At 74.2% G+C, this 19,076-nt stretch carries 17 protein-coding genes; 14 read left to right on the top strand and 3 right to left on the bottom strand.

The genetic code is table 11. The annotated features are described in order from the left end of the window. Positions 1-18 precede the first annotated feature (18 nt). Positions 19-306, top strand: coding sequence for a hypothetical protein (locus ACI792_RS10270; protein ID WP_456602510.1), 288 nt, complete (start codon positions 19-21; stop codon positions 304-306). A gap of 12 nt (positions 307-318) precedes the next feature. Here the strand turns inward: ACI792_RS10270 and ACI792_RS10265 are convergent, their stop codons facing one another. Further along, positions 319-984, bottom strand: coding sequence for an MBL fold metallo-hydrolase (locus ACI792_RS10265; protein WP_456580478.1), 666 nt, complete (start codon positions 982-984; stop codon positions 319-321). 47 nt (positions 985-1,031) lie between these two features. On the opposite strand from ACI792_RS10265, the gene ACI792_RS10260 reads away from it, so the two are divergent. The 13 genes from ACI792_RS10260 to ACI792_RS10200 all read left to right on the top strand — a co-directional run bounded on the left by ACI792_RS10260 (position 1,032) and on the right by ACI792_RS10200 (position 17,213). Beyond that, positions 1,032-2,537 (top strand): amidase, encoded by a 1,506-nt coding sequence (locus ACI792_RS10260; RefSeq protein WP_456602509.1) that lies wholly within the window; start codon positions 1,032-1,034, stop codon positions 2,535-2,537. Between the two features lie 166 nt (positions 2,538-2,703). Further along, positions 2,704-5,601, top strand: a complete 2,898-nt coding sequence (gene uvrA / locus ACI792_RS10255) for an excinuclease ABC subunit UvrA (protein WP_456602508.1) — start codon at positions 2,704-2,706, stop codon at positions 5,599-5,601. Positions 5,602-5,797: 196 nt separating this feature from the next. After that, on the top strand, positions 5,798-6,073 hold the full coding sequence (locus ACI792_RS10250) for a hypothetical protein (RefSeq protein WP_456580481.1): 276 nt from the start codon (positions 5,798-5,800) through the stop codon (positions 6,071-6,073). Between the two features lie 131 nt (positions 6,074-6,204). Further along, on the top strand, positions 6,205-8,238 hold the full coding sequence (gene uvrC, locus ACI792_RS10245) for an excinuclease ABC subunit UvrC (protein ID WP_456602507.1): 2,034 nt from the start codon (positions 6,205-6,207) through the stop codon (positions 8,236-8,238). Further along, a complete protein-coding gene (gene rapZ / locus ACI792_RS10240; protein WP_456602506.1) occupies positions 8,235-9,227 on the top strand; it encodes an RNase adapter RapZ in 993 nt (330 codons plus the stop codon). Before uvrC ends, rapZ begins: the two co-directional genes overlap by 4 nt. Further along, a complete protein-coding gene (locus ACI792_RS10235; protein WP_456602505.1) occupies positions 9,227-10,195 on the top strand; it encodes a gluconeogenesis factor YvcK family protein in 969 nt (322 codons plus the stop codon). Before rapZ ends, ACI792_RS10235 begins: the two co-directional genes overlap by 1 nt. 134 nt (positions 10,196-10,329) lie before the next feature. Next, the gene (whiA, locus tag ACI792_RS10230) at positions 10,330-11,310 is read left to right on the top strand and encodes a DNA-binding protein WhiA (RefSeq protein WP_091930636.1); all 981 of its coding nucleotides are present in this window, start codon (positions 10,330-10,332) and stop codon (positions 11,308-11,310) included. A gap of 233 nt (positions 11,311-11,543) precedes the next feature. Beyond that, the gene (gene gap / locus ACI792_RS10225) at positions 11,544-12,548 is read left to right on the top strand and encodes a type I glyceraldehyde-3-phosphate dehydrogenase (RefSeq protein WP_456602504.1); all 1,005 of its coding nucleotides are present in this window, start codon (positions 11,544-11,546) and stop codon (positions 12,546-12,548) included. After that, positions 12,548-13,741 (top strand): phosphoglycerate kinase, encoded by a 1,194-nt coding sequence (locus tag ACI792_RS10220; RefSeq protein WP_456602503.1) that lies wholly within the window; start codon positions 12,548-12,550, stop codon positions 13,739-13,741. Before gap ends, ACI792_RS10220 begins: the two co-directional genes overlap by 1 nt. Positions 13,742-13,754: 13 nt before the next feature. After that, positions 13,755-14,576, top strand: coding sequence for a triose-phosphate isomerase (tpiA, locus tag ACI792_RS10215; protein WP_456602502.1), 822 nt, complete (start codon positions 13,755-13,757; stop codon positions 14,574-14,576). A gap of 47 nt (positions 14,577-14,623) precedes the next feature. Continuing rightward, the gene (locus tag ACI792_RS10210; protein ID WP_456602501.1) at positions 14,624-16,399 is read left to right on the top strand and encodes an ABC transporter substrate-binding protein; all 1,776 of its coding nucleotides are present in this window, start codon (positions 14,624-14,626) and stop codon (positions 16,397-16,399) included. 109 nt (positions 16,400-16,508) lie between these two features. Beyond that, positions 16,509-16,745, top strand: coding sequence for a preprotein translocase subunit SecG (gene secG, locus ACI792_RS10205; RefSeq protein ID WP_456580489.1), 237 nt, complete (start codon positions 16,509-16,511; stop codon positions 16,743-16,745). A gap of 126 nt (positions 16,746-16,871) precedes the next feature. Then, a complete protein-coding gene (locus tag ACI792_RS10200) occupies positions 16,872-17,213 on the top strand; it encodes an RNA polymerase-binding protein RbpA (protein ID WP_456580490.1) in 342 nt (113 codons plus the stop codon). 1 nt (position 17,214) lies between these two features. Here ACI792_RS10200 and pgl read toward each other — a convergent pair whose 3' ends face one another. Next, the gene (pgl, locus tag ACI792_RS10195) at positions 17,215-18,030 is read right to left on the bottom strand and encodes a 6-phosphogluconolactonase (protein ID WP_456602500.1); all 816 of its coding nucleotides are present in this window, start codon (positions 18,028-18,030) and stop codon (positions 17,215-17,217) included. Then, positions 18,027-19,055, bottom strand: coding sequence for a glucose-6-phosphate dehydrogenase assembly protein OpcA (locus ACI792_RS10190; RefSeq protein ID WP_456602499.1), 1,029 nt, complete (start codon positions 19,053-19,055; stop codon positions 18,027-18,029). The genes pgl and ACI792_RS10190 overlap by 4 nt, the downstream gene beginning before the upstream one ends. Positions 19,056-19,076 lie beyond the last annotated feature (21 nt).

Below are 19,076 nucleotides of genomic sequence, written 5' to 3'. Positions count from 1 at the left end.
GGGCCTACCGTGCGCAGGATGGCGCTCATCTACCCCGTGCGGATCGACTCCCCGGAGCCCGACGAGGACGCGGACCCCGACTTCGGCGAGCTCGCCGCCGACCTCTCCGACCAGTGGCTGGTCGAGGTCGACCTGGGCGAGGACGGCGACGACGCCTGTTTCGGCCCGCTCACCCCGCGGGCGGCGTGGGACCTCGCCCTCGGCGTGGAGGGGCAGCGCCCCGAGTGGACGGTCTCGGTGCTCCCGCTGCACGTCCCGGGCACCCCCGACGAGCTCGTCGCCCTCTTCGACGAGGACGACGAGTAGCCCGGCCGGCGGTCACCAGCCGCGGGCGCGCCACTCCGGGAGGTGCGGGCGCTCGGCCCCCAGGGTGGTGTCCCGGCCGTGCCCGGGGTAGACCCACGTGTCGTCGGGCAGGACGGCGAACAGCCGCTGCTCGACGTCGTCGATCAGGCTGGCGAAGTCCTCCGCGGACCACGTCTTCCCCACGCCGCCGGGGAAGAGGCTGTCGCCGGTGAAGACGTGCACGCCGGCGTCGGCGGGCCCGCGCCAGACCAGCGCGATGCTGCCCGGCGTGTGCCCGCGCAGGTGCACGACCTCGAGCACCTGCTCGCCGACGGTCACGGTGTCCCCGTGCTCGACCGGCCGCGTCACCGGGACGGGGAGGGCCAGGGCGTCGGCGGGGTGCGCGACGGTCCCGGCCCCGGTCGCGGCGACCACGTCGGGCAGCGCCCGGTGGTGGTCCCAGTGGCCGTGCGTGGTGACGACGGTGCGCAGGTCGGCGTCCCCGACCAGCGCGCGGAGGACGTCCGGCTCGTCGGCGGCGTCGACGAGCAGGGCCTCGCCGGTCGCGGTGCAGCGGAGCAGGTAGGCGTTGTTGGCCATCTCGCTGACCGCGACCTTGGCGACGGTCAGGCCCGGCAGCTCGCGGACGTCGGCCGGGCCGCCGACGGTGACGTCTCCGGTGTAGGTCGGGGTGCTCATCCGGACTCCGTTCGGAAAGTGTCGGCGGGCGCCGTTACGGTCCAGGCATGGACGCTAGCGGAGGTGTCGGCACCGCTCAGGGCGATGCCCCGGGGGAGAGGGCCGGTGGGCAGCAGGCCGGGCAGCGGATCGTCGGGCTGACGGCCACGGAGATCGCCGCTCGGGTGCGCGCCGGCGAGCTCACGGCGGTGGAGGTGGTCCGCGCGCACCTCGACCACATCGAGGCGGTCGACGCACGGGTGGGCGCCTTCCGCGTCGTGCGGCGCGAGGCGGCGCTGGCCGAGGCGGCCGCGGTGGACGCGAGCCTCACCCGCTTCGCCCTCCCGCTGGCCGGCGTCCCGGTCGCGGTGAAGGACAACACCCCCGTGGCCGGCGAGGTCTGCACCGACGGCTCCCCGGCCTGCCCGGCGGGCCCGGCGCGGCGGGACCACGAGGTCGTGACGCGGCTGCGCAAGGCCGGCGCGGTCGTCGTCGGCATCACCCGCGTGCCCGAGCTCTGCCTGTACGCCGCCACCGACGGCCCTGGCACGGTCACCCGCAACCCCTGGGACACCGCCCTCTCGCCGGCCGGGAGCTCCGGCGGCAGCGCGGCAGCGGTCGCGTCCGGCTCGGTCCCGATCGCGCACGGCAACGACGGCATGGGCTCCCTCCGGCTGCCCGCCGCCGCCTGCGGCCTGGTCACGCTCAAGCCGGGCAACGGGGCGGTCCCCGGCGGCATCGGGGCCGACGACTGGTCGGGCATGGCGGTCAACGGGGTGCTGGCCACGACGGCGGCCGACCTCGCGGTCGCGTACGCCGTGCTCGCGGGGGAGCAGCCGTCGGCGCCGGCGGCACCCGACCGCCCGCTGCGGATCGCCGTCAGCACCCGGTCGCCGCTGCCCGGGGTCCGCGCCGACGAGTCCACCCGCGCGGCGGTCGACGCCGTGGTCAACCAGCTGCGGGCGGCGGGGCACACGGTGGTGCGCCGGAACCCGCCGGTCACCCCCGCGGCCGCGGCCGGCGCCCTCGCGCGCTGGATGGCCGGGGCGGAGGACGACGCGGAGTTCCTCGGGATCGACCGCGCTCTCCTGCAGCCCCGCAGCCGCACCCACGCCCGCATCGGCCGGCTGGTGCGCCGGCTCGGGCTGATCCGGCCCCGCACGCAGGTGCGGTTCCGGCAGCGGATGATCGACTTCTTCGGCTCCGAGGCCTCCGCACAGGAGCCCGGTGCGAGCGCGCGGGGGTCGGGGGGCGGGGAGGTCCTCGATCTGCTGCTCACCCCGGTCACCACCGGTCCGCCGCTGCCCGCCCGGCCTTGGCACGAGCGCGGGTTCCTGGCCAACATCACGGCCAACGCGCGGTGGGCGCCGTGGACGGCGGCGTGGAACCTCGCGGGCATCCCGGCCGCGGTCCTGCCGGCCGCCACCCGGCCCGGCGGGCCCCCGGTTCCCGTCCAGTTCGTCGGCCCGCCGGGTGCCGAGGAGCGGCTACTCTGGATCGTCGGCGAGCTGGAGTCCCGCCGGCCCTGGCGCCGGTACGCGCCCGTCTTCGACCCCACCGCGACGCCGGACTGAGCGCCCGACCCGGCAGCGCCCGGCCCCGGTGACCGGGCGCAGCTCACACCGCCGGGTGGACGACCGCGGAACGCGCCGGTGTTGGACCGGGTGAACCGCGACCGGACCACGACGGCCGCCGTCCAGCGCACCACCGCTCCACACACCAGCGACCGACAGGGATCACATGGACCGGCTCGTCGTCCGCGGCGCCCGCGAGCACAACCTCAAGGACGTCCACATCGACCTCCCCCGTGACGCGCTCATCGTGTTCACGGGGCTGTCGGGGTCGGGCAAGTCCAGCCTCGCCTTCGACACGATCTTCGCCGAGGGGCAGCGGCGGTACGTCGAGTCGCTGTCGGCCTACGCCCGCCAGTTCCTCGGCCAGATGGACAAGCCGGACGTCGACTTCATCGAGGGGCTCTCCCCGGCGGTGTCGATCGACCAGAAGTCGACCAACCGCAACCCCCGGTCGACCGTCGGCACCATCACCGAGGTCTACGACTACCTGCGCCTGCTCTACGCGCGGGCCGGCCAGCCGCACTGCCCGAACTGCGGCAAGCCGATCTCCCGGCAGACGCCCCAGCAGATCGTCGACCAGGTGCTGGCGATGGAGGAGGGCACCCGGTTCCAGGTCCTGGCCCCCGTGGTCCGCGCCCGCAAGGGCGAGTACGTCGACCTGTTCAGCTCGCTGCAGACCCAGGGCTTCTCCCGCGTCCGCGTCGACGGGACGGTGCACCCGCTCACCGAGCCGCCGACCCTGAAGAAGCAGGAGAAGCACAGCATCGAGGTGATCGTCGACCGCCTGACGGTCAAGGAGAGCGCCAAGCGCCGGCTCACCGACTCGGTGGAGACCGCGCTGGGCCTCGCCGGCGGCCTGGTCGTCCTCGACTTCGTCGACCTGCCCGACGACGACCCCGCGCGGGAGCGCACCTTCTCCGAGCACCTGGCCTGCGTCGACGACGGGCTCTCCTTCGAGGCGCTGGAGCCGCGGTCGTTCTCGTTCAACTCCCCCTTCGGCGCCTGCGGCGAGTGCACCGGCATCGGCACCCGCAAGGAGGTCGACCCCGAGCTCGTCGTCCCCGACCCCGGGAAGAGCCTCGCCCAGGGCGCCATCGCCCCGTGGTCGAGCTCGATGAGCAACGAGTACTTCACCCGGCTGCTCACCGGTCTCTCGCAGCAGATCGGCTTCTCCATGGACGAGCCGTGGGAGCGGCTGCCGGCCAAGGTGCAGAAGGCGATCCTGCACGGCTCGCCCGACCAGGTGCACGTCCGCTACAAGAACCGGTACGGCCGCGAGCGCAGCTACTACGCCGCGTTCGAGGGGGTGCTGCCGTTCCTGGAGCGCCGGCACGACGACACCGACAGCGAGTACATGCGGGACAAGTACGAGGGCTACATGCGCGACGTGCCGTGCCCCGTCTGCCACGGCACCCGGCTCAAGCCCGAGATCCTCGCGGTGAAGCTCAACGGGCGGTCCATCGCCGACGTCACCAACCTCTCCATCGGCGAGGCGTCGCAGTGGCTGGGCGCGCTGGAGCTCGGGGAGCGGGAGAAGGCGATCGCCGACCGCGTGCTGCGCGAGATCCAGGCCCGGCTCTCCTTCCTCGTCGACGTCGGCCTCGACTACCTCTCCCTCGACCGCCCGGCGGCCACCCTGGCCGGTGGTGAGGCGCAGCGCATCCGCCTGGCCACCCAGATCGGCTCCGGGCTCGTCGGCGTCCTGTACGTGCTGGACGAGCCCTCGATCGGGCTGCACCAGCGGGACAACACCAAGCTGATCGAGACCCTCGTGCGGCTGCGGGACATGGGCAACACGCTGATCGTCGTGGAGCACGACGAGGACACCATCAAGATGGCCGACTGGGTGGTGGACATCGGCCCCGGTGCCGGTGAGCACGGCGGCGAGGTCGTCGTCAGCGGCACGGTCGAGGAACTTCTCGCCAGCGAGCGGTCGCTGACCGGCCAGTACCTGTCCGGCCGCAAGCAGATCGTCGTCCCCGAGCAGCGTCGCGAGATCACGCCCGGGCGCGAGCTGGTGGTCAAGGGCGCCCGCGAGAACAACCTGCGCGGCGTCGACGTCGCCTTCCCGCTCGGCTGCATGGTGGCGGTCACCGGGGTGTCGGGCTCGGGCAAGTCCAGCCTGGTCAACGACATCCTCTACAGCGTCCTGGCCAACGAGCTCAACCGGGCGCGGCTGGTGCCCGGCCGGCACCGCACCGTCACCGGGCTGGAGCACCTGGACAAGGTCGTGCACGTCGACCAGTCGCCGATCGGCCGCACCCCGCGGTCGAACCCGGCCACGTACACCGGTGTGTGGGACCACGTCCGCAAGCTGTTCGCCCAGACCTCCGAGGCGAAGGTCCGCGGGTACCTCCCGGGCCGCTTCTCCTTCAACGTCAAGGGCGGCCGCTGCGAGGCGTGCTCGGGCGACGGCACGCTGAAGATCGAGATGAACTTCCTGCCCGACGTGTACGTCCCCTGCGAGGTCTGCAAGGGCGCCCGGTTCAACCGGGAGACCCTCGAGGTGCACTACAAGGGGAAGACCGTCTCCGAGGTCCTCGACATGCCGATCGAGGAGGCGGCGGACTTCTTCGCGGCCATCCCGGCCATCGCCCGCTACCTGCGCACGCTCACCGACGTGGGTCTGGGCTACGTCCGTCTGGGCCAGCCCGCGACCACGCTCTCCGGCGGTGAGGCGCAGCGGGTGAAGCTCGCCAGCGAGCTGCAGAAGCGGTCGAACGGGCGCAGCATCTACGTCCTCGACGAGCCGACCACCGGCCTGCACTTCGAAGACATCCGCAAGCTGCTGCTGGTCCTGCAGAGCCTGGTCGACAAGGGCAACTCGGTGATCGTCATCGAGCACAACCTCGACGTCATCAAGAGCGCCGACTGGCTCATCGACATGGGGCCGGAGGGGGGGTTCCGCGGCGGCACCGTCGTCGCGGAGGGCACCCCGGAGTTCGTCGCCTCGGTGCCGGAGAGCCACACCGGCCGCTACCTGGTGCCGTTGCTCGACGCCGAGGCGATAGCCGCGGCGGCGGCCGGCCCGGTGAAGAAGCGGGTGCGCAAGAAGGCGAGCTGACCGACCGGCGTCGTTGACGGCCCGCGTTCCCCGGGGGGAGCGCGGGCCGTCGCTCTCGGGGGGATGCGTCGCCGGTGCGGCGGCGCGGTCGACGCAGGGGGTTGAGTCGTCGCCTCACCCGCACTACTCTCGGTGTGACCGACGTCACCCCGGCCGACCGGAGGGGGTGACGGAGTTCCCTCGGAGGAGGACAGCGATGAGTGCGCTGACGCCCGACTGCGACCCCGACCTGTCCAACTGCGGCTCGCCCGTGTCCGGTGGCGGCGTGCGGTCCACCATCGTCCTGCTCGCCGTGCTCGCGGCGTCCGCGAGCGCGGTCGGCAGCGGCGCGACCGGCGCCATGGCGTTCACCGCCGGCGGCGCCGCCGTCGTCTCGGCGCTGGTGCTCGGCCGCCGGGCCGTGCGCCTCGCGCAGCGCGCGACCGCCGGGATCGTCGCGCACACCTCCTGGCGGTCCCGCCCCGCCGGCTGACGCACCCGTGCGAGCCCGGTCCGGTGCGGTGCCACCGGACCGGGTCGCCGCGCCCGGGGCCGCTGGGGCGGTTGTGGCCGGGCGGGTGCGCTTCCTGACGGCGTGTCGGTGCCGCGACCTAGTGTGGAGACATGGCCGACCCGTCCACGTACCGCCCGGCGGTCGGCTCCATCCCGGAGTCCCCGGGCGTCTACAGGTTCCGCGACCCCAACGGCCGCGTCATCTACGTGGGCAAGGCCAAGAGCCTCCGCCAGCGGCTGAACAGCTACTTCGCCGACGTCGCGGGCCTGCATCCGCGCACCCGCCAGATGGTCACGACGGCGGCGAGCGTCGAGTGGACCGTCGTCGGCACCGAGGTGGAGGCGCTCCAGCTCGAGTACAACTGGATCAAGGAGTTCGACCCGCGGTTCAACGTCCGCTACCGCGACGACAAGAGCTACCCCAGCCTCGCCGTGACGCTGAACGAGGAGTACCCGCGGCTGCAGGTGATGCGCGGCCCGAAGAAGAAGGGCGTGCGCTACTTCGGCCCCTACGCCCACGCCTGGGCGATCCGCGAGACCCTCGACACCCTGACCCGCGTCTTCCCCGCCCGCACCTGCTCCACCGGGGTCTTCAAGCGGGCCGGCCAGATCGGCCGCCCCTGCCTGCTCGGCTACATCGGCAAGTGCGCCGCGCCCTGCGTCGGCCGGGTCAGCGCCGAGGAGCACCGCCGGATCGTCGACGACTTCTGCGACTTCATGGCCGGCCGCACCGAGTCGATGATCAAGCGGCTCGAGCGTGAGATGGGCGAGGCCGCCGAGGCGATGGAGTACGAGCGGGCCGCGCGGCTGCGGGACGACATCGGCGCGCTCAAGCGGGCGATGGAGAAGCAGGCCGTCGTCCTCGGTGACGGCACCGACGCCGACGTCGTGGCGTTCGCGCAGGACGAGCTCGAGGCCGCCGTCCAGGTCTTCCACGTCCGCGGGGGCCGCGTGCGGGGTCAGCGCGGCTGGATCATCGACAAGGTCGAGGACGTCACCACCGGCGAGCTGGTGGAGCAGTTCCTCCTGCAGGTCTACGGCGGGGTCGACGAGCAGACCGGCGTCGGTGAGGCCGGCGAGGCGGTGCCCCGCGAGGTGCTGGTGCCCGAGCTGCCCGCCGACGCCGACGTCTACGTCGAGCTGCTGGAGGAGCTGCGCGGGGGCCGGGTCTCGCTGCGCGTCCCCCAGCGCGGGGACAAGCGCAGCCTCATGGAGACCGTCGAGCGCAACGCCAAGGAGGCGTTCGCCCGGCACCGGGTGAAGCGGTCCAGCGACCTCACCGCCCGCTCGCTGGCGCTCTCGGAGCTGCAGGAGGCACTGGAGCTCCCCGATGCGCCGCTGCGGATCGAGTGCATCGACATCAGCCACGTCCAGGGCACGAACGTGGTCGCGTCGATGGTCGTCTTCGAGGACGGTCTGGCGAAGAAGTCGGACTACCGGCGCTTCTCCGTCACGGAGGGCACCGACGACACCGCGGCGATGGCCGAGGTCGTGCGCCGCCGGTTCGCCCGCCACCTCAAGGACGAGGCGGACCGCCGGGACGAGCAGGGCATCGCCGCGGAGGAGGGGCGGCCGCGCAGGTTCGCCTACCCGCCGAACCTCCTCGTCGTCGACGGCGGTGCCCCCCAGGTCGCCGCCGCCGCCCGCTCGCTCGACGAGCTCGGCGTCGTCGACGTCGCGGTCTGCGGGCTGGCCAAGCGCATGGAGGAGGTCTGGCTGCCGGGGGAGAGCGACCCGGTCATCCTGCCGCGCACCTCCGAGGCGCTCTACCTGCTGCAGCGGGTGCGCGACGAGGCGCACCGGTTCGCGATCACCTACCACCGCCAGAAGCGGTCCACCAGCATGCTGGTGTCGCTCCTGGACGACGTCCCCGGGCTCGGGGAGACGCGACGGAAGGCGTTGATGAAGCAGTTCGGATCGCTCAAGCGGTTGCGCGCCGCGACAGTGGAGGAGCTCATGGCGGTGCCGGGGATCGGCCGGCGGACGGCGGAGGCGGTGCAGATGGCGGTCGCGGAGCCGGCCCGGGCGCCCGAGGAGGGGCAGCCGCCGGCGGAGACCAGCCTGGCACCGCAGGGCCCGGCCGAGCAGGGTGTCCCGCGCGCCGGCTCCGGCGACACCGCCGAGGTCGGCCGGGTGGCCTCGTGACCGCCGGCACCGGGTCGGCGCCGGCGGATGAGTCGGCCGTCGGGGAGGCCGGCGTCGAGGTCTCCGGGGCGCCGGCGGTCGGGCCGCAGAACGGCCTCTCGCCGGCGATGGATCCCGCGAGCACCGAGGTCCAGCCGCTCGAGGTCGTGGTCGTCACCGGGCTCTCCGGCGCCGGGAAGAACAGCGCCGGGCGCGTCCTCGAGGACCTCGGCTGGTTCGTCGTCGACAACCTGCCGCCGGCGCTCCTGCTCCCCATGGTGGAGCTGGGCGCCCGCGGTGACCTGCGCCGGTTCGCCGCCGTCGTCGACGTCCGCAGCCGCGCCTTCTCCAGCGACCTGGAGGAGGCGATCCGGGTCCTCTCGGCGGCCGGGCACCGGCCGCGCGTGGTCTACGTCCACGCCCGCGACGAGGTGCTGGTCCGCCGCTACGAGTCCAACCGCCGGGAGCACCCGCTGCAGGGCAACGGCACGCTCACCGACGGGATCACCGAGGAGCGGGCGCTGCTCACCGGCATCGCCGGCGAGGCGGACCTCTGGGTCGACACCAGCGACCTCAACGTCCACCAGTTGCGCGCCACGCTCGAGAACGCCTTCGCGCGCGACGGCCGCACCCCGCCGCTGACCGCGACGGTGATGAGCTTCGGCTTCAAGTACGGGCTGCCCTTGGACGCCGACCTCGTGGTGGACGCCCGCTTCCTGCCCAACCCGCACTGGGTGCCCGAGCTCCGCGAGCACACCGGGCGCGACGCCGACGTCCGCGACTACGTCCTCGGGCAGCCGGACGCCCGTGACTTCCTGGACCGGTACAGCGAGGTCCTGCGGCTGCTGCTGCCCGGTTACCGGCGCGAGGGCAAGCGCTACCTCACGCTCGCGGTCGGCTGCACCGGCGGGAAGCACCGCAGCGTCGCGATCGCCGAGGAGTTCGCCCGCCGGCTGCACGCCGAGGGCATCGCTGCCGTGGCCCGGCACCGCGACCTGGGACGCGAGTAGTGGGCGGGACGACGTTCCCGGGGCGGGCGCCCCGGGTGGTCGCGTTCGGCGGCGGTCACGGGCTCGCGGCGGCGCTGGCGGCGTGGCGCAGGATCACCCCAGAGCTGACCGCCGTCGTCACGGTCGCCGACGACGGCGGTTCGTCGGGGCGGATCCGGCGCGAGATGCCGGTGCTGCCACCCGGCGACCTCCGCATGGCCCTGGCGGCCCTGGCCGGGGAGGCCGAGCGCGAGCAGACCCTCGCCGCGCTCTTCCAGCACCGCTTCGGCGGCAGCGGCGTGCTGGCCGGCCACCCGGTCGGCAACCTGCTGCTGACCGGGCTGGCCGAGATGTTCGGCGGCGACACCGTCCGCGCCCTCGACGAGATGTGCGTGCTCGTCGGCGCCTCCGGTCGCGTGCTGCCCATGGCCGACGAGCCGCTGGACCTCGTCGCCCGGGTGGAGACCGCCGACCCCGACGACCCGGCCCGCGTGCGCACCATCCGCGGGCAGGCGGCGATCGCTGCGACCCCCGGCCGGGTCCGGGAGATCCGGCTCGCGCCCGCCGACCCCGTGGTGCACCCGGCGGTGCTCGACGCCATCGCCGCGGCCGACGTCGTCTCCCTCGGCCCCGGTTCCTGGTACACCTCGGTGCTGCCGCACCTGCTCGTGCCGCGGCTCCGCGCGGCGCTGGCGGCCTCCGGTGCCCGGGTGGTGGTGGTGCTCAACCTGGAACCGCAGCCCGGCGAGACGGACGGCTTCTCCCCGGAGGAGCACCTGTCGGTGCTGCAGGCGCACCTGGACGGAGTGGCGTTGCACACGGTGGTCGCGGACGTGGAGTCGGTTGTTGACCGCCGTGGTCTCCTTGAGGCGGTCCGCGGGTGCGGTGCCGAGCTGCTGCTGGCGCCGGTCGCCGAGCCGGACGGTGCGCCGCGGCACGACCCGGGGCGGCTGTCCGCGGCGCTGGCATCCGTGGTCGGCTTGCGGTGAACGGATAGCGGAGTGCGAGCGGGTACCAGGTGGACGGTCGACCGGCCGGCACGAGGGGGAGAGGGGACGGCGTACGTGACGCTGACCCGGACTGCGGGGGCGGATACCTCCGGAGGAACGTGGGGGTGGACGGCATGGCGATGACCGCCATGGTGAAGGACGAGCTCTCCAGGGTGGAGTGCACGAAGACCTCCGAGCGCAAGGCCGAGGTGACCGCGCTGCTGCGGTTCTCCGGCGGGTTGCACATCGTCGGTGGCCGCGTGGTCATCGAGGCCGAGCTGGACACCGGCTCGGTCGCCCGGCGGCTGCGCCGGGACATCAGCGAGGTCTACGGCTACACCAGCGGTGTCAGCGTGCTCGCGGGCGGGAACATCCGCCGCGGTGTGCGCTACCTCGTCCGCATCGCCAAGCACGGCGAGGGTCTGGCCCGCCAGACCGGCCTGGTCGACCAGCGCGGCCGCCCGGTGCGCGGGCTCCCGCCGGCGGTCGTCTCCGGCAGCATCAACGACGCCGAGGCGGCCTGGCGCGGTGCCTTCCTCGCCCACGGCTCGCTGACCGAGCCCGGCCGCTCGTCCTCGCTCGAGGTCACCTGCCCGGGGCCGGAGGCGGCCATGGCGCTCGTCGGCGCGGCCCGCCGGCTGGGGATCGCCGCCAAGGCCCGCGAGGTCCGCGGCGCCGACCGCGTCGTCGTCCGGGACGGTGACGCGATCAGCGCGCTGCTGACCCGCATGGGCGCCCACGACGCGGTGCTGGCCTGGGAGGAGCGGCGCATGCGCCGCGAGGTGCGGGCCACCGCGAACCGCCTGGCCAACTTCGACGATGCGAACCTGCGCAGGTCCGCGCGGGCCGCCGTCGCCGCCAGCGCGCGGGTCGAGCGCGCCCTGGAGATCCTCGGCGAGGACGCGCCCGAGCACCTGCTCGTCGCCGGCCGGCTGCGCCTGGAGTTCGGTCAGGCCTCGCTGGAGGAGCTCGGTCAGCGGGCCGACCCGCCGATGACCAAGGACGCCGTCGCCGGTCGCATCCGGCGGCTGCTGGCCATGGCCGACAAGCGGGCCAAGGACCTCGGCATCCCCGACACGGAGTCCGTCGTCACCGACGACATGCTGGCCCAGTAGAAGGACCCCCTCGCCCCCCACGCCTCGTACCTCGGCGCGGGCCCCTGCGAGGGGGCCGTTCCAGAGCGTCGCCGGCGGGGCCGTTCCAGAGCTGGGCCAGGACCCTTGTCGATCAGGTGACCTGATCACCAGGGAGCGGGGGCCGCGCCGCGGCGGGACCGATAGGGTCTGCACCGAGCGAGGCCGCGCGGTCCGTGCGGCAACCGACGTGACGGTTCCATGGGAGGTCTGCAGTGACGGTCCGGGTAGGCATCAACGGATTCGGCCGGATCGGCCGCAACTTCTGGCGGGCCGCCGCGGCCAGCGGTCAGGACATCGAGATCGTGGCGGTCAACGACCTGACCAGCAACGAGGCCCTGGCCCACCTGCTGAAGTACGACAGCATCCTCGGCGTCCTCAAGGAGGAGGTCGCGGCCGACGGCGACGGCATCACCATCGGCGGGAAGACCATGAAGGTCCTCTCGGAGCGCGACCCGGCCAACCTGCCCTGGGGCGACCTCGGCGTCGACGTCGTCGTCGAGTCGACCGGCTTCTTCACCAAGGCCGCCGACGCCCGCAAGCACGTGGACGCCGGTGGCGCCAAGAAGGTCATCATCTCCGCGCCGGCCACCGACGACGACATCACCATCGTCATGGGCGTCAACGACGACCTGTACGACGGCTCGCAGACGATCATCAGCAACGCCTCGTGCACCACCAACTGCCTGGCGCCGCTGGCCAAGGTCCTCAACGACGCGTTCGGGATCGAGCGCGGCCTGATGACCACCATCCACGCCTACACCGCCGACCAGAACCTGCAGGACGGTCCGCACAAGGACCTGCGCCGTGCGCGCGCCGCCGCCCTCAACATGGTGCCGACGTCCACGGGCGCGGCCAAGGCGATCGGCCTGGTGCTCCCGGAGCTCAAGGGCAAGCTCGACGGCTACGCCATCCGGGTCCCCGTGCCGACCGGCTCGGCCACCGACCTCACGGTCCAGGTCTCCCGCGAGGCCTCGGCCGACGAGATCGACGCCGCCTACCGCGAGGCCGCCGCCGGGCCGCTGGGCAAGTACCTCACCTACACCGACGCGCCGATCGTCTCCTCCGACATCGTCACCGACCCGTCGTCGTGCATCTACGACGCGAAGCTCACCAAGGTCTTCGGCCCGATGGTCAAGGTCCTGGGCTGGTACGACAACGAGTGGGGCTACTCGAACCGCCTCGTCGACCTCACCACCCTGGTCGGCAAGTCCCTCTGATGCGCTCCGTCGACGACCTCATCGCCGAGGGCGTCTCCGGTCGGCGCGTGCTGCTGCGCGCCGACCTGAACGTCCCGCTGGACAAGCAGACGCGCGAGATCACCGACGACGGCCGGATCCGCGCGAGCCTGCCGACCCTGCAGGCGCTGCGGGAGGCCGGGGCCCGCGTGATCGTGGCGGCGCACCTCGGCCGCCCCAAGGGCACGCCGGACCCGCAGTTCTCGCTCGCGCCGGTGGCCGCCCGCCTGGGCGAGCTGCTCGGCACGACCGTGCCGCTGGCCACCGACGTGGCCGGCGAGGACGCGCAGGCCAAGGCCGCCGGCCTCGGGGACGGCGACGTCCTCCTGCTGGAGAACGTGCGGTTCGAGGCCGCGGAGACGTCGAAGGACGACGCCGAGCGGGCCGCCTTCGCCGAGCGGCTCGCGGCGCTGGCCGACGTCTACGTGGACGACGCCTTCGGCGCGGTGCACCGCGCCCACGCCTCGGTGTTCGACGTCGCCGAGCGGATCCCGCACTACGCGGGCCGCCTCGTCGCCCGCGAGCTCGAGGTGCTCACCCGGTTGACCACAGACCCCGAGCGGCCCTACGTGGTGGTGCTGGGCGGGTCCAAGGTCAGCGACAAGCTGGCGGTGATCGAGGCGCTGCTGCCCAAGGTCGACCGGCTGCTCGTCGGCGGCGGGATGTGCTTCACCTTCCTGGCCGCGCAGGGCCACGAGGTCGGCACGTCGCTCCTGGAGGCCGACCAGGTGGAGACCTGCCGCCGGCTGCTCTCCGAGGCCGGCGACCGGATCGTGCTCCCCGTCGACGTCGTCTGCGCGCCGGAGTTCAGCGCGGAGGCGCCGACCACGATCGTGGCCGCCGACGCCATCCCCGGTGACCAGATGGGGCTCGACGTGGGGCCGCGCACCGTGGAGCTGTTCGGCAGCACCCTGGGCGACGCGCGCACCGTGTTCTGGAACGGCCCCATGGGCGTCTTCGAGCTGGCGCCCTTCCAGGCCGGCACCCGCGGCGTGGCGCAGGCGGTCTCCGCCGTCGCCGGGCTGTCGGTCGTCGGCGGCGGGGACTCGGCCGCCGCGGTGCGGGTGCTCGGCCTCGACGAGAACGCGTACGGGCACATCAGCACCGGTGGCGGCGCGTCGCTGGAGTACCTCGAGGGCCGGGACCTCCCGGGCCTCGCGGTGCTGGCCGACTGAGCGAGGAGCGGACATGGCACGCACGCGTCCCACCCCGGCCCGCGAGGGCCGCCGGCCGCTCATCGCCGGCAACTGGAAGATGCACATGACCCACCTGGAGGCCATCGGGCTGGTCCAGAAGGTGGTCTTCTCGCTCAAGGAGGAGGCGCTCGAGGCGGCCGAGGTCGTCGTCCTCCCGCCGTTCACCGCCTTGCGCAGCGTGCAGACGCTCGTGGCCGGCGACAAGCTGGACATCGGCTACGGCGCGCAGGACCTCTCGCCCCACGACTCCGGCGCCTACACCGGTGACGTCAGCGGCGCGATGCTGAGCGCCCTGGCCTGCCGCTACGTGACCGTCGGGCACTCCGAGCGGCGCGCGCTGCACGACGAGGACGACGCGGTCGTCGCCGCCAAGGTGCGCAGCAGCCTGCGGCACGGCATCGTGCCGATCCTGTGCGTGGGGGAGGGGCTCGACGTCCGCAAGGCCGGCACGCACGTCGCCCACTGCACCGGTCAGCTGGACGCCGCCCTCGAGGGGCTCACGGCCGAGCAGGTCGCCGGGCCCGGCGGTGGCGTCGTGATCGCCTACGAGCCCGTGTGGGCGATCGGCACCGGCGAGGTGGCCACCCCGGAGGACGCGCAGGAGGTCTGCGGCGCCCTGCGCGCGCGGCTCGCCGAGCGCTTCGGGAGTGACAGCGCGGCCACGGTCCGTATCCTCTACGGCGGGTCGGTGAAGGCCGCCAACACGGCCGGGATCCTGGCCGGGGCGGACGTCGACGGCGCACTCGTCGGCGGGGCCAGCCTGGACGCCGAGGAGTTCGCGCAGATCTGCCGGATCGCCGCCGGGGGTAGCTGAGCCCTGCTGCCCGCCGCCGGCCGGACACGGATGGGGGTGGGCAGCAGGTGGAGCCTTCGACGCTGGAGCGGTGGACCGACCGGCTCCCGCCCTGGGCGCGGGGCTGGTCGCGCCGGCGCCTGCTGGCCTCCGCCGCGGTGATCACGCTGGTCGTGGTCCTCGCCGTGAGCTGCCTCGGAAGCACGGGTGGGCGGGCCGACGTGCCGGTGCTCGCCGACGGCCCCGACGCCGGCGTCGAGGGCGTGCGGTCGCCGTCGGACCAGCGCGGCGGCACGCTGCGGGTGGTCGCGCCCGCCGTCGACAGCCTGGACCCGCAGCGCTCCTACCTGCCGGGCGTGTGGAACCTCATGCGGCTCTACACCCGGACCCTGGTCACGTACTCGAGCGAGGCGGGGGGCACCACCGAACTGGTGCCCGACCTCGCGACCGATCTCGGCACCGTCTCCGAGGACGGGCTGACGTGGACCTTCACGCTGAAGGAGGGCGTCCGCTTCGAGAACGGCCGCCCCATCACCAGCGCCGACGTGAAGTACGGGATCCAGCGGTCGTTCGCGTCGGACGTGATCGTCGGTGGGCCGACCTACCTGGTGGGCCTGCTCGACGACCCGGCCAACCCCTACCCGGGGCCGTACTCCACCGACGAGGACGACCCCGACCTCACCTCCATCGAGACGCCCGACGAGCGCACCGTCGTCTTCCGGCTGCGCACCGCGCAGCCGGAGCTGCCCTACGTGCTGGCGCTGCCGTCGGCCGGCCCGGTGCCGGCCGAGGCCGACACCCGCGGGGCGTACGGTGCCGACCCGGTGTCCTCCGGGCCCTACGCGATCACCTCGGTGGACCCGGAGACCGGCATCCTGCTGGAGCGGAACCCGGAGTGGGACCCGGCGACCGACGAGGTGCGCACGGCGCTGCCGGACAGCGTGGTGGTGCGCACGGGGCTCTCCGGGTTGGCGCGCGACCAGGCGCTGCTCGCCGGCTCCGCCGACCTGGACATCTCCGGCACCGGGGTCATGCCCGCCACCACGGTGCGCCTCGCCGGTGAGGACGGGGAGCAGCTGATGGACCGGGTGGACGACGTCACGACCGGCGCCGTCCGCCTGCTGGCGCTGCCCACGGACGTCGCGCCCATGGACGACGCCGGCTGCCGGACCGCCGTCGCGGCCGCCGTCGACCGGCGCGCCGTCCAGGATGCGCTCGGCGGGGCGGTCGACGCGGTGCGCAGCAGCTCGCTGTGGCCGCGGGTCCTGTCCGGCGGCCCCGAGGGCGGCGCCGAGGGCCCGGACCTGGCCGCGGCCCGGGCCGCCCTGGAGGAGTGCGGGCGGCCCGACGGGTTCGCCACCGTCCTCGCGGTCCCCGACGTGAGCAGCAGCGTCGACGTCGCCGAGGAGATCGCCGCGCAGCTCGGCGAGGTCGGGATCGACGTCGAGGTGCGCCCGCTGGACCCCGCGACCTTCTACGCCACCGACGTCGGCAACCCCGACAACGTCGCCGCCAGCGGCTACGGCCTGATCCTGGCCACCCGGACCGCGGATTTCCCGACGCCCGGGTCGTTCCTCGTGCCGCTGGTCGACGGGCGCAGCATCGCCCGGGTCGGCAACCCGAACTACGCGCGGCTGGCCGACCCGGAGGTCGACGCCCTGGTCGACCGGGCACGGGCGGGCGAGGCGGAGTGGGCCGAGGTCGCCGCGGCGGCCCAGGCGCGGGCGGCCTACGTGCCGCTCGCCGAGACCCGCATCCAGCTGCTGGCGGGGCAGCGGCTGCGCAACGGCCTGGTGATGCACCCCTACGACGGTTACGACGTCGCCACCGCCGGCGTCCGCTGACAGCGGCGGGCGGCACCGGCAGTGCTGACCGGTGCACCGCCGCCCGTCGGCTACGCTCGAACCGAGAGCTGGCGTCCGTCGCCGGTCGCCGACACTTCCGGAGAGGTCAATGGAGCTGGTCCTCAACGTGCTGCTGGTCCTCAGCAGCCTGCTGCTCGTGGTGCTCATCCTGCTGCACCGCGGCAAGGGGGGCGGGCTGTCCTCGATGTTCGGGGGCTCGGTGTCCTCTTCGCTGTCCGGGTCGTCGGTCGTGGAGAAGAACCTCAACCGCCTGACCGTGCTCACCGCGATCGTCTGGACGGTCTGCATCGTCGCCCTGGGCATCCTGATCAAGGTCAATCCCTGACCTTGCCCCACGTGGCCTGCTTCACAGCCGGCGCGCAATCGTGACCGGGAAACAGCCTCCCAGGCCCTAGACTCCTCCCGCGGTGGTCGGCGTCGCCGCGCCCGGACGGACGATCAGGGGGCACACGTGGCTGGTGGGAATGCGATCCGGGGCACCCGGGTCGGGGCGGGTCCGGTCGGCGAGGTCGAGCGCGGCGAGTCCGCGCCCCGCCGGCGGATCCCCTTCTGGTGCGCCAACGGCCACGAGACGCGCGTGGTCCTCGCGAGCGACGCCGAGGTGCCCGAGCTGTGGGACTGCCCGCGCTGCGGGCTCCCGGCCGGGCAGGACCGCACGGCCCCGCCGCCGGCACCGCGGATCGAGCCGTACAAGACCCACCTGGCGTACGTGCGGGAACGGCGCAGCGACGCCGACGGCGACGCCCTGCTCGAGGAGGCCCTCGACCGGCTCCGCGTGCGCCGCGGCGGCTGACTCAGCCCCCGGCGCGGGGCAGCCGCGACGCGGCACCGGCGTCGAGCAGCCAGCGGGTGGCCCGGGTCCCGTGCACCCCGGCCGCGGGGAGGTCGACCGGGTCGGCTCCGCCCAGCGCGGCGGCCACCGCCTCGGCCTTCCCCTCGCCGGAGACGAGCAGCCAGACCTCCTCGGCGCTGTTGATCGCCGGGAAGCCGAGGCTGACGCGGGTCGGCGGCGGCTTGGGGCAGTCGCGCACCGCGACCACCGGGCGCGCGTCACGCACCGCGGGGGAGCCGGGGAAGATCGAGGCCGTGTGGCCCTCGGCCCCCATGCCCAGGAGCAGCACGTCGAAGCGGGGCAGCTCCGCACCCTCGGCGGCGTGCGCCCGGAGTTCGGCCAGGTAGGCCTCGGCGGCCTCCTCGGGCGAGCCGGAGCCGGAGTCCGACGCCGGCATCGCGTGCACCCGCTCCTCGGGGACGCCGACGCGGTCGAGCAGCGCGGTGCGGGCCTGACCCTCGTTGCGCTCGCCGTCCCCGGCGGGCACGAAGCGCTCGTCGCCCCACCAGACGTCGACCGCGGTCCAGTCGACGGTCTCGCGCACCGGCTCGGCGGCCAGGCCGGCCACCCGCTCCAGCACGGCGATGCCGATGCCGCCGCCGGTCAGCACCACCGATGCGGTGCCGTGCACCGCCTGGGCCGCGGCGAGCCGCGCGACGAGCGCCTCGGCGACCGCGCGGGCCAGCCGGTCGGCGTCGGGCTCGATCACGACGTCGGGGACGGGGCGGCCGGCGTGGGGGAGCTCGGCGGACACCCGGTCGCCGGGGGAGAGGCTCATCCTCCTGCACCGTCCTCGGGGTCGGTGTCGTCGGGCGCGGCGGGGTCGAACCACACGTGCTTCCGGACCGTGGGCCGGTCGGACAGCCCGGTGAGGCCGGTCGCGGCCTCCAGGGCGTCGCTGTAGGGCTCGTCGGGGTCGAGCCGGTGCAGCTCCTCGCTCAGCAGGTCCCCGAGGGGCCGCTCGGGCAGGGCGACGCTCGAGTCCGGCCGGTAGGGCTGGGAGATGACGGCGCCGCCCCGGCGATCGGCCCGGACCCGCACCTCCTCGTCCTGGTCCAGCTGCAGGGCGATCGACCCGACGCCGCTCGGCCCGGTCCGCTGCTCGGCCGGCGTGATCTCGATGCTGCAGCCGCTGCGGGAGGCGAGCCACCCGGCCAGCAGCTGGGCGGTGGCGTTGTGCGGATCGCCCTCGATCGTGCCGCCGCGCACCCGGACGGCGTCGCCCCGGCGGCCGGAGACGGAGTCCAGCGTCGAGGCGAGCGCCGCGCGCCAGGCGGTGCTCCGGGTCCAGGCCAGGTCCGTGTCCCCGGGGGCGTAGTCCTCGGCCCGGATGCGCAGAGCGGCCAGCGGGTCCTGCGCCAGAGCGGTGTCGGTGATCCGCCGGTCGGCGAAGACGCCCAGGGCGTCGGTCGCGATCCGCTCCGGCGGGCCCTCGTGCCACCAGGTGACGACCGGGGCGTCGGCGGCGAGCAGGGGCAGCACCACCGACTCGGCGTGCAGGGCCAGCCGCCCGTACATGCGCATCACGACGGCCTCACCGGGGCCGAGCCGGCCGCCGATGAGCACCTCAGCGTCCAGCCGGGGGCCGGGGGCGTCGATCTGCCGGCGGACCACGATCAGCAGGCGGCAGGGGTGCAGTTCGGCCGCGTGCGTCGCCGCCTCCTCCGCCTCGGCGACCCGGCTCTCGTCGGCCACGACGACCAGCGTCAGCGCGACCCCGGACAGGACGGCACCGCCGGTGCGCCGCTGGGCGGCCAGTTCCTTCACCACGGCCGATCCCGTGGTGTCCCACAGCGTGGTCATGGAATCTCCTCCGGTCGGTGG

This window comes from Blastococcus sp. SYSU DS0669, from assembly GCF_054050895.1.
Note: the sequence above shows the minus strand (reverse complement) of the source record. Positions and strands in the feature narration are given on the sequence as shown.

Bases quoted from the DNA above. Each gene is read 5' to 3' on its own strand.
- ACI792_RS10270 (WP_456602510.1), top strand. From the start codon at position 19: ATGGCGCTCATCTACCCCGTGCGGATCGACTCCCCGGAGCCCGACGAG.
- pgl (WP_456602500.1), bottom strand. From the start codon at position 18,030: ATGAGCCTCTCCCCCGGCGACCGGGTGTCCGCCGAGCTCCCCCACGCC.
- tpiA (WP_456602502.1), top strand. From the start codon at position 13,755: ATGGCACGCACGCGTCCCACCCCGGCCCGCGAGGGCCGCCGGCCGCTC.
- ACI792_RS10260 (WP_456602509.1), top strand. From the start codon at position 1,032: ATGGACGCTAGCGGAGGTGTCGGCACCGCTCAGGGCGATGCCCCGGGG.
- uvrA (WP_456602508.1), top strand. From the start codon at position 2,704: ATGGACCGGCTCGTCGTCCGCGGCGCCCGCGAGCACAACCTCAAGGAC.
- ACI792_RS10250 (WP_456580481.1), top strand. From the start codon at position 5,798: ATGAGTGCGCTGACGCCCGACTGCGACCCCGACCTGTCCAACTGCGGC.
- ACI792_RS10220 (WP_456602503.1), top strand. From the start codon at position 12,548: ATGCGCTCCGTCGACGACCTCATCGCCGAGGGCGTCTCCGGTCGGCGC.
- whiA (WP_091930636.1), top strand. From the start codon at position 10,330: ATGGCGATGACCGCCATGGTGAAGGACGAGCTCTCCAGGGTGGAGTGC.
- ACI792_RS10190 (WP_456602499.1), bottom strand. From the start codon at position 19,055: ATGACCACGCTGTGGGACACCACGGGATCGGCCGTGGTGAAGGAACTG.
- ACI792_RS10265 (WP_456580478.1), bottom strand. From the start codon at position 984: ATGAGCACCCCGACCTACACCGGAGACGTCACCGTCGGCGGCCCGGCC.
- secG (WP_456580489.1), top strand. From the start codon at position 16,509: ATGGAGCTGGTCCTCAACGTGCTGCTGGTCCTCAGCAGCCTGCTGCTC.
- uvrC (WP_456602507.1), top strand. From the start codon at position 6,205: ATGGCCGACCCGTCCACGTACCGCCCGGCGGTCGGCTCCATCCCGGAG.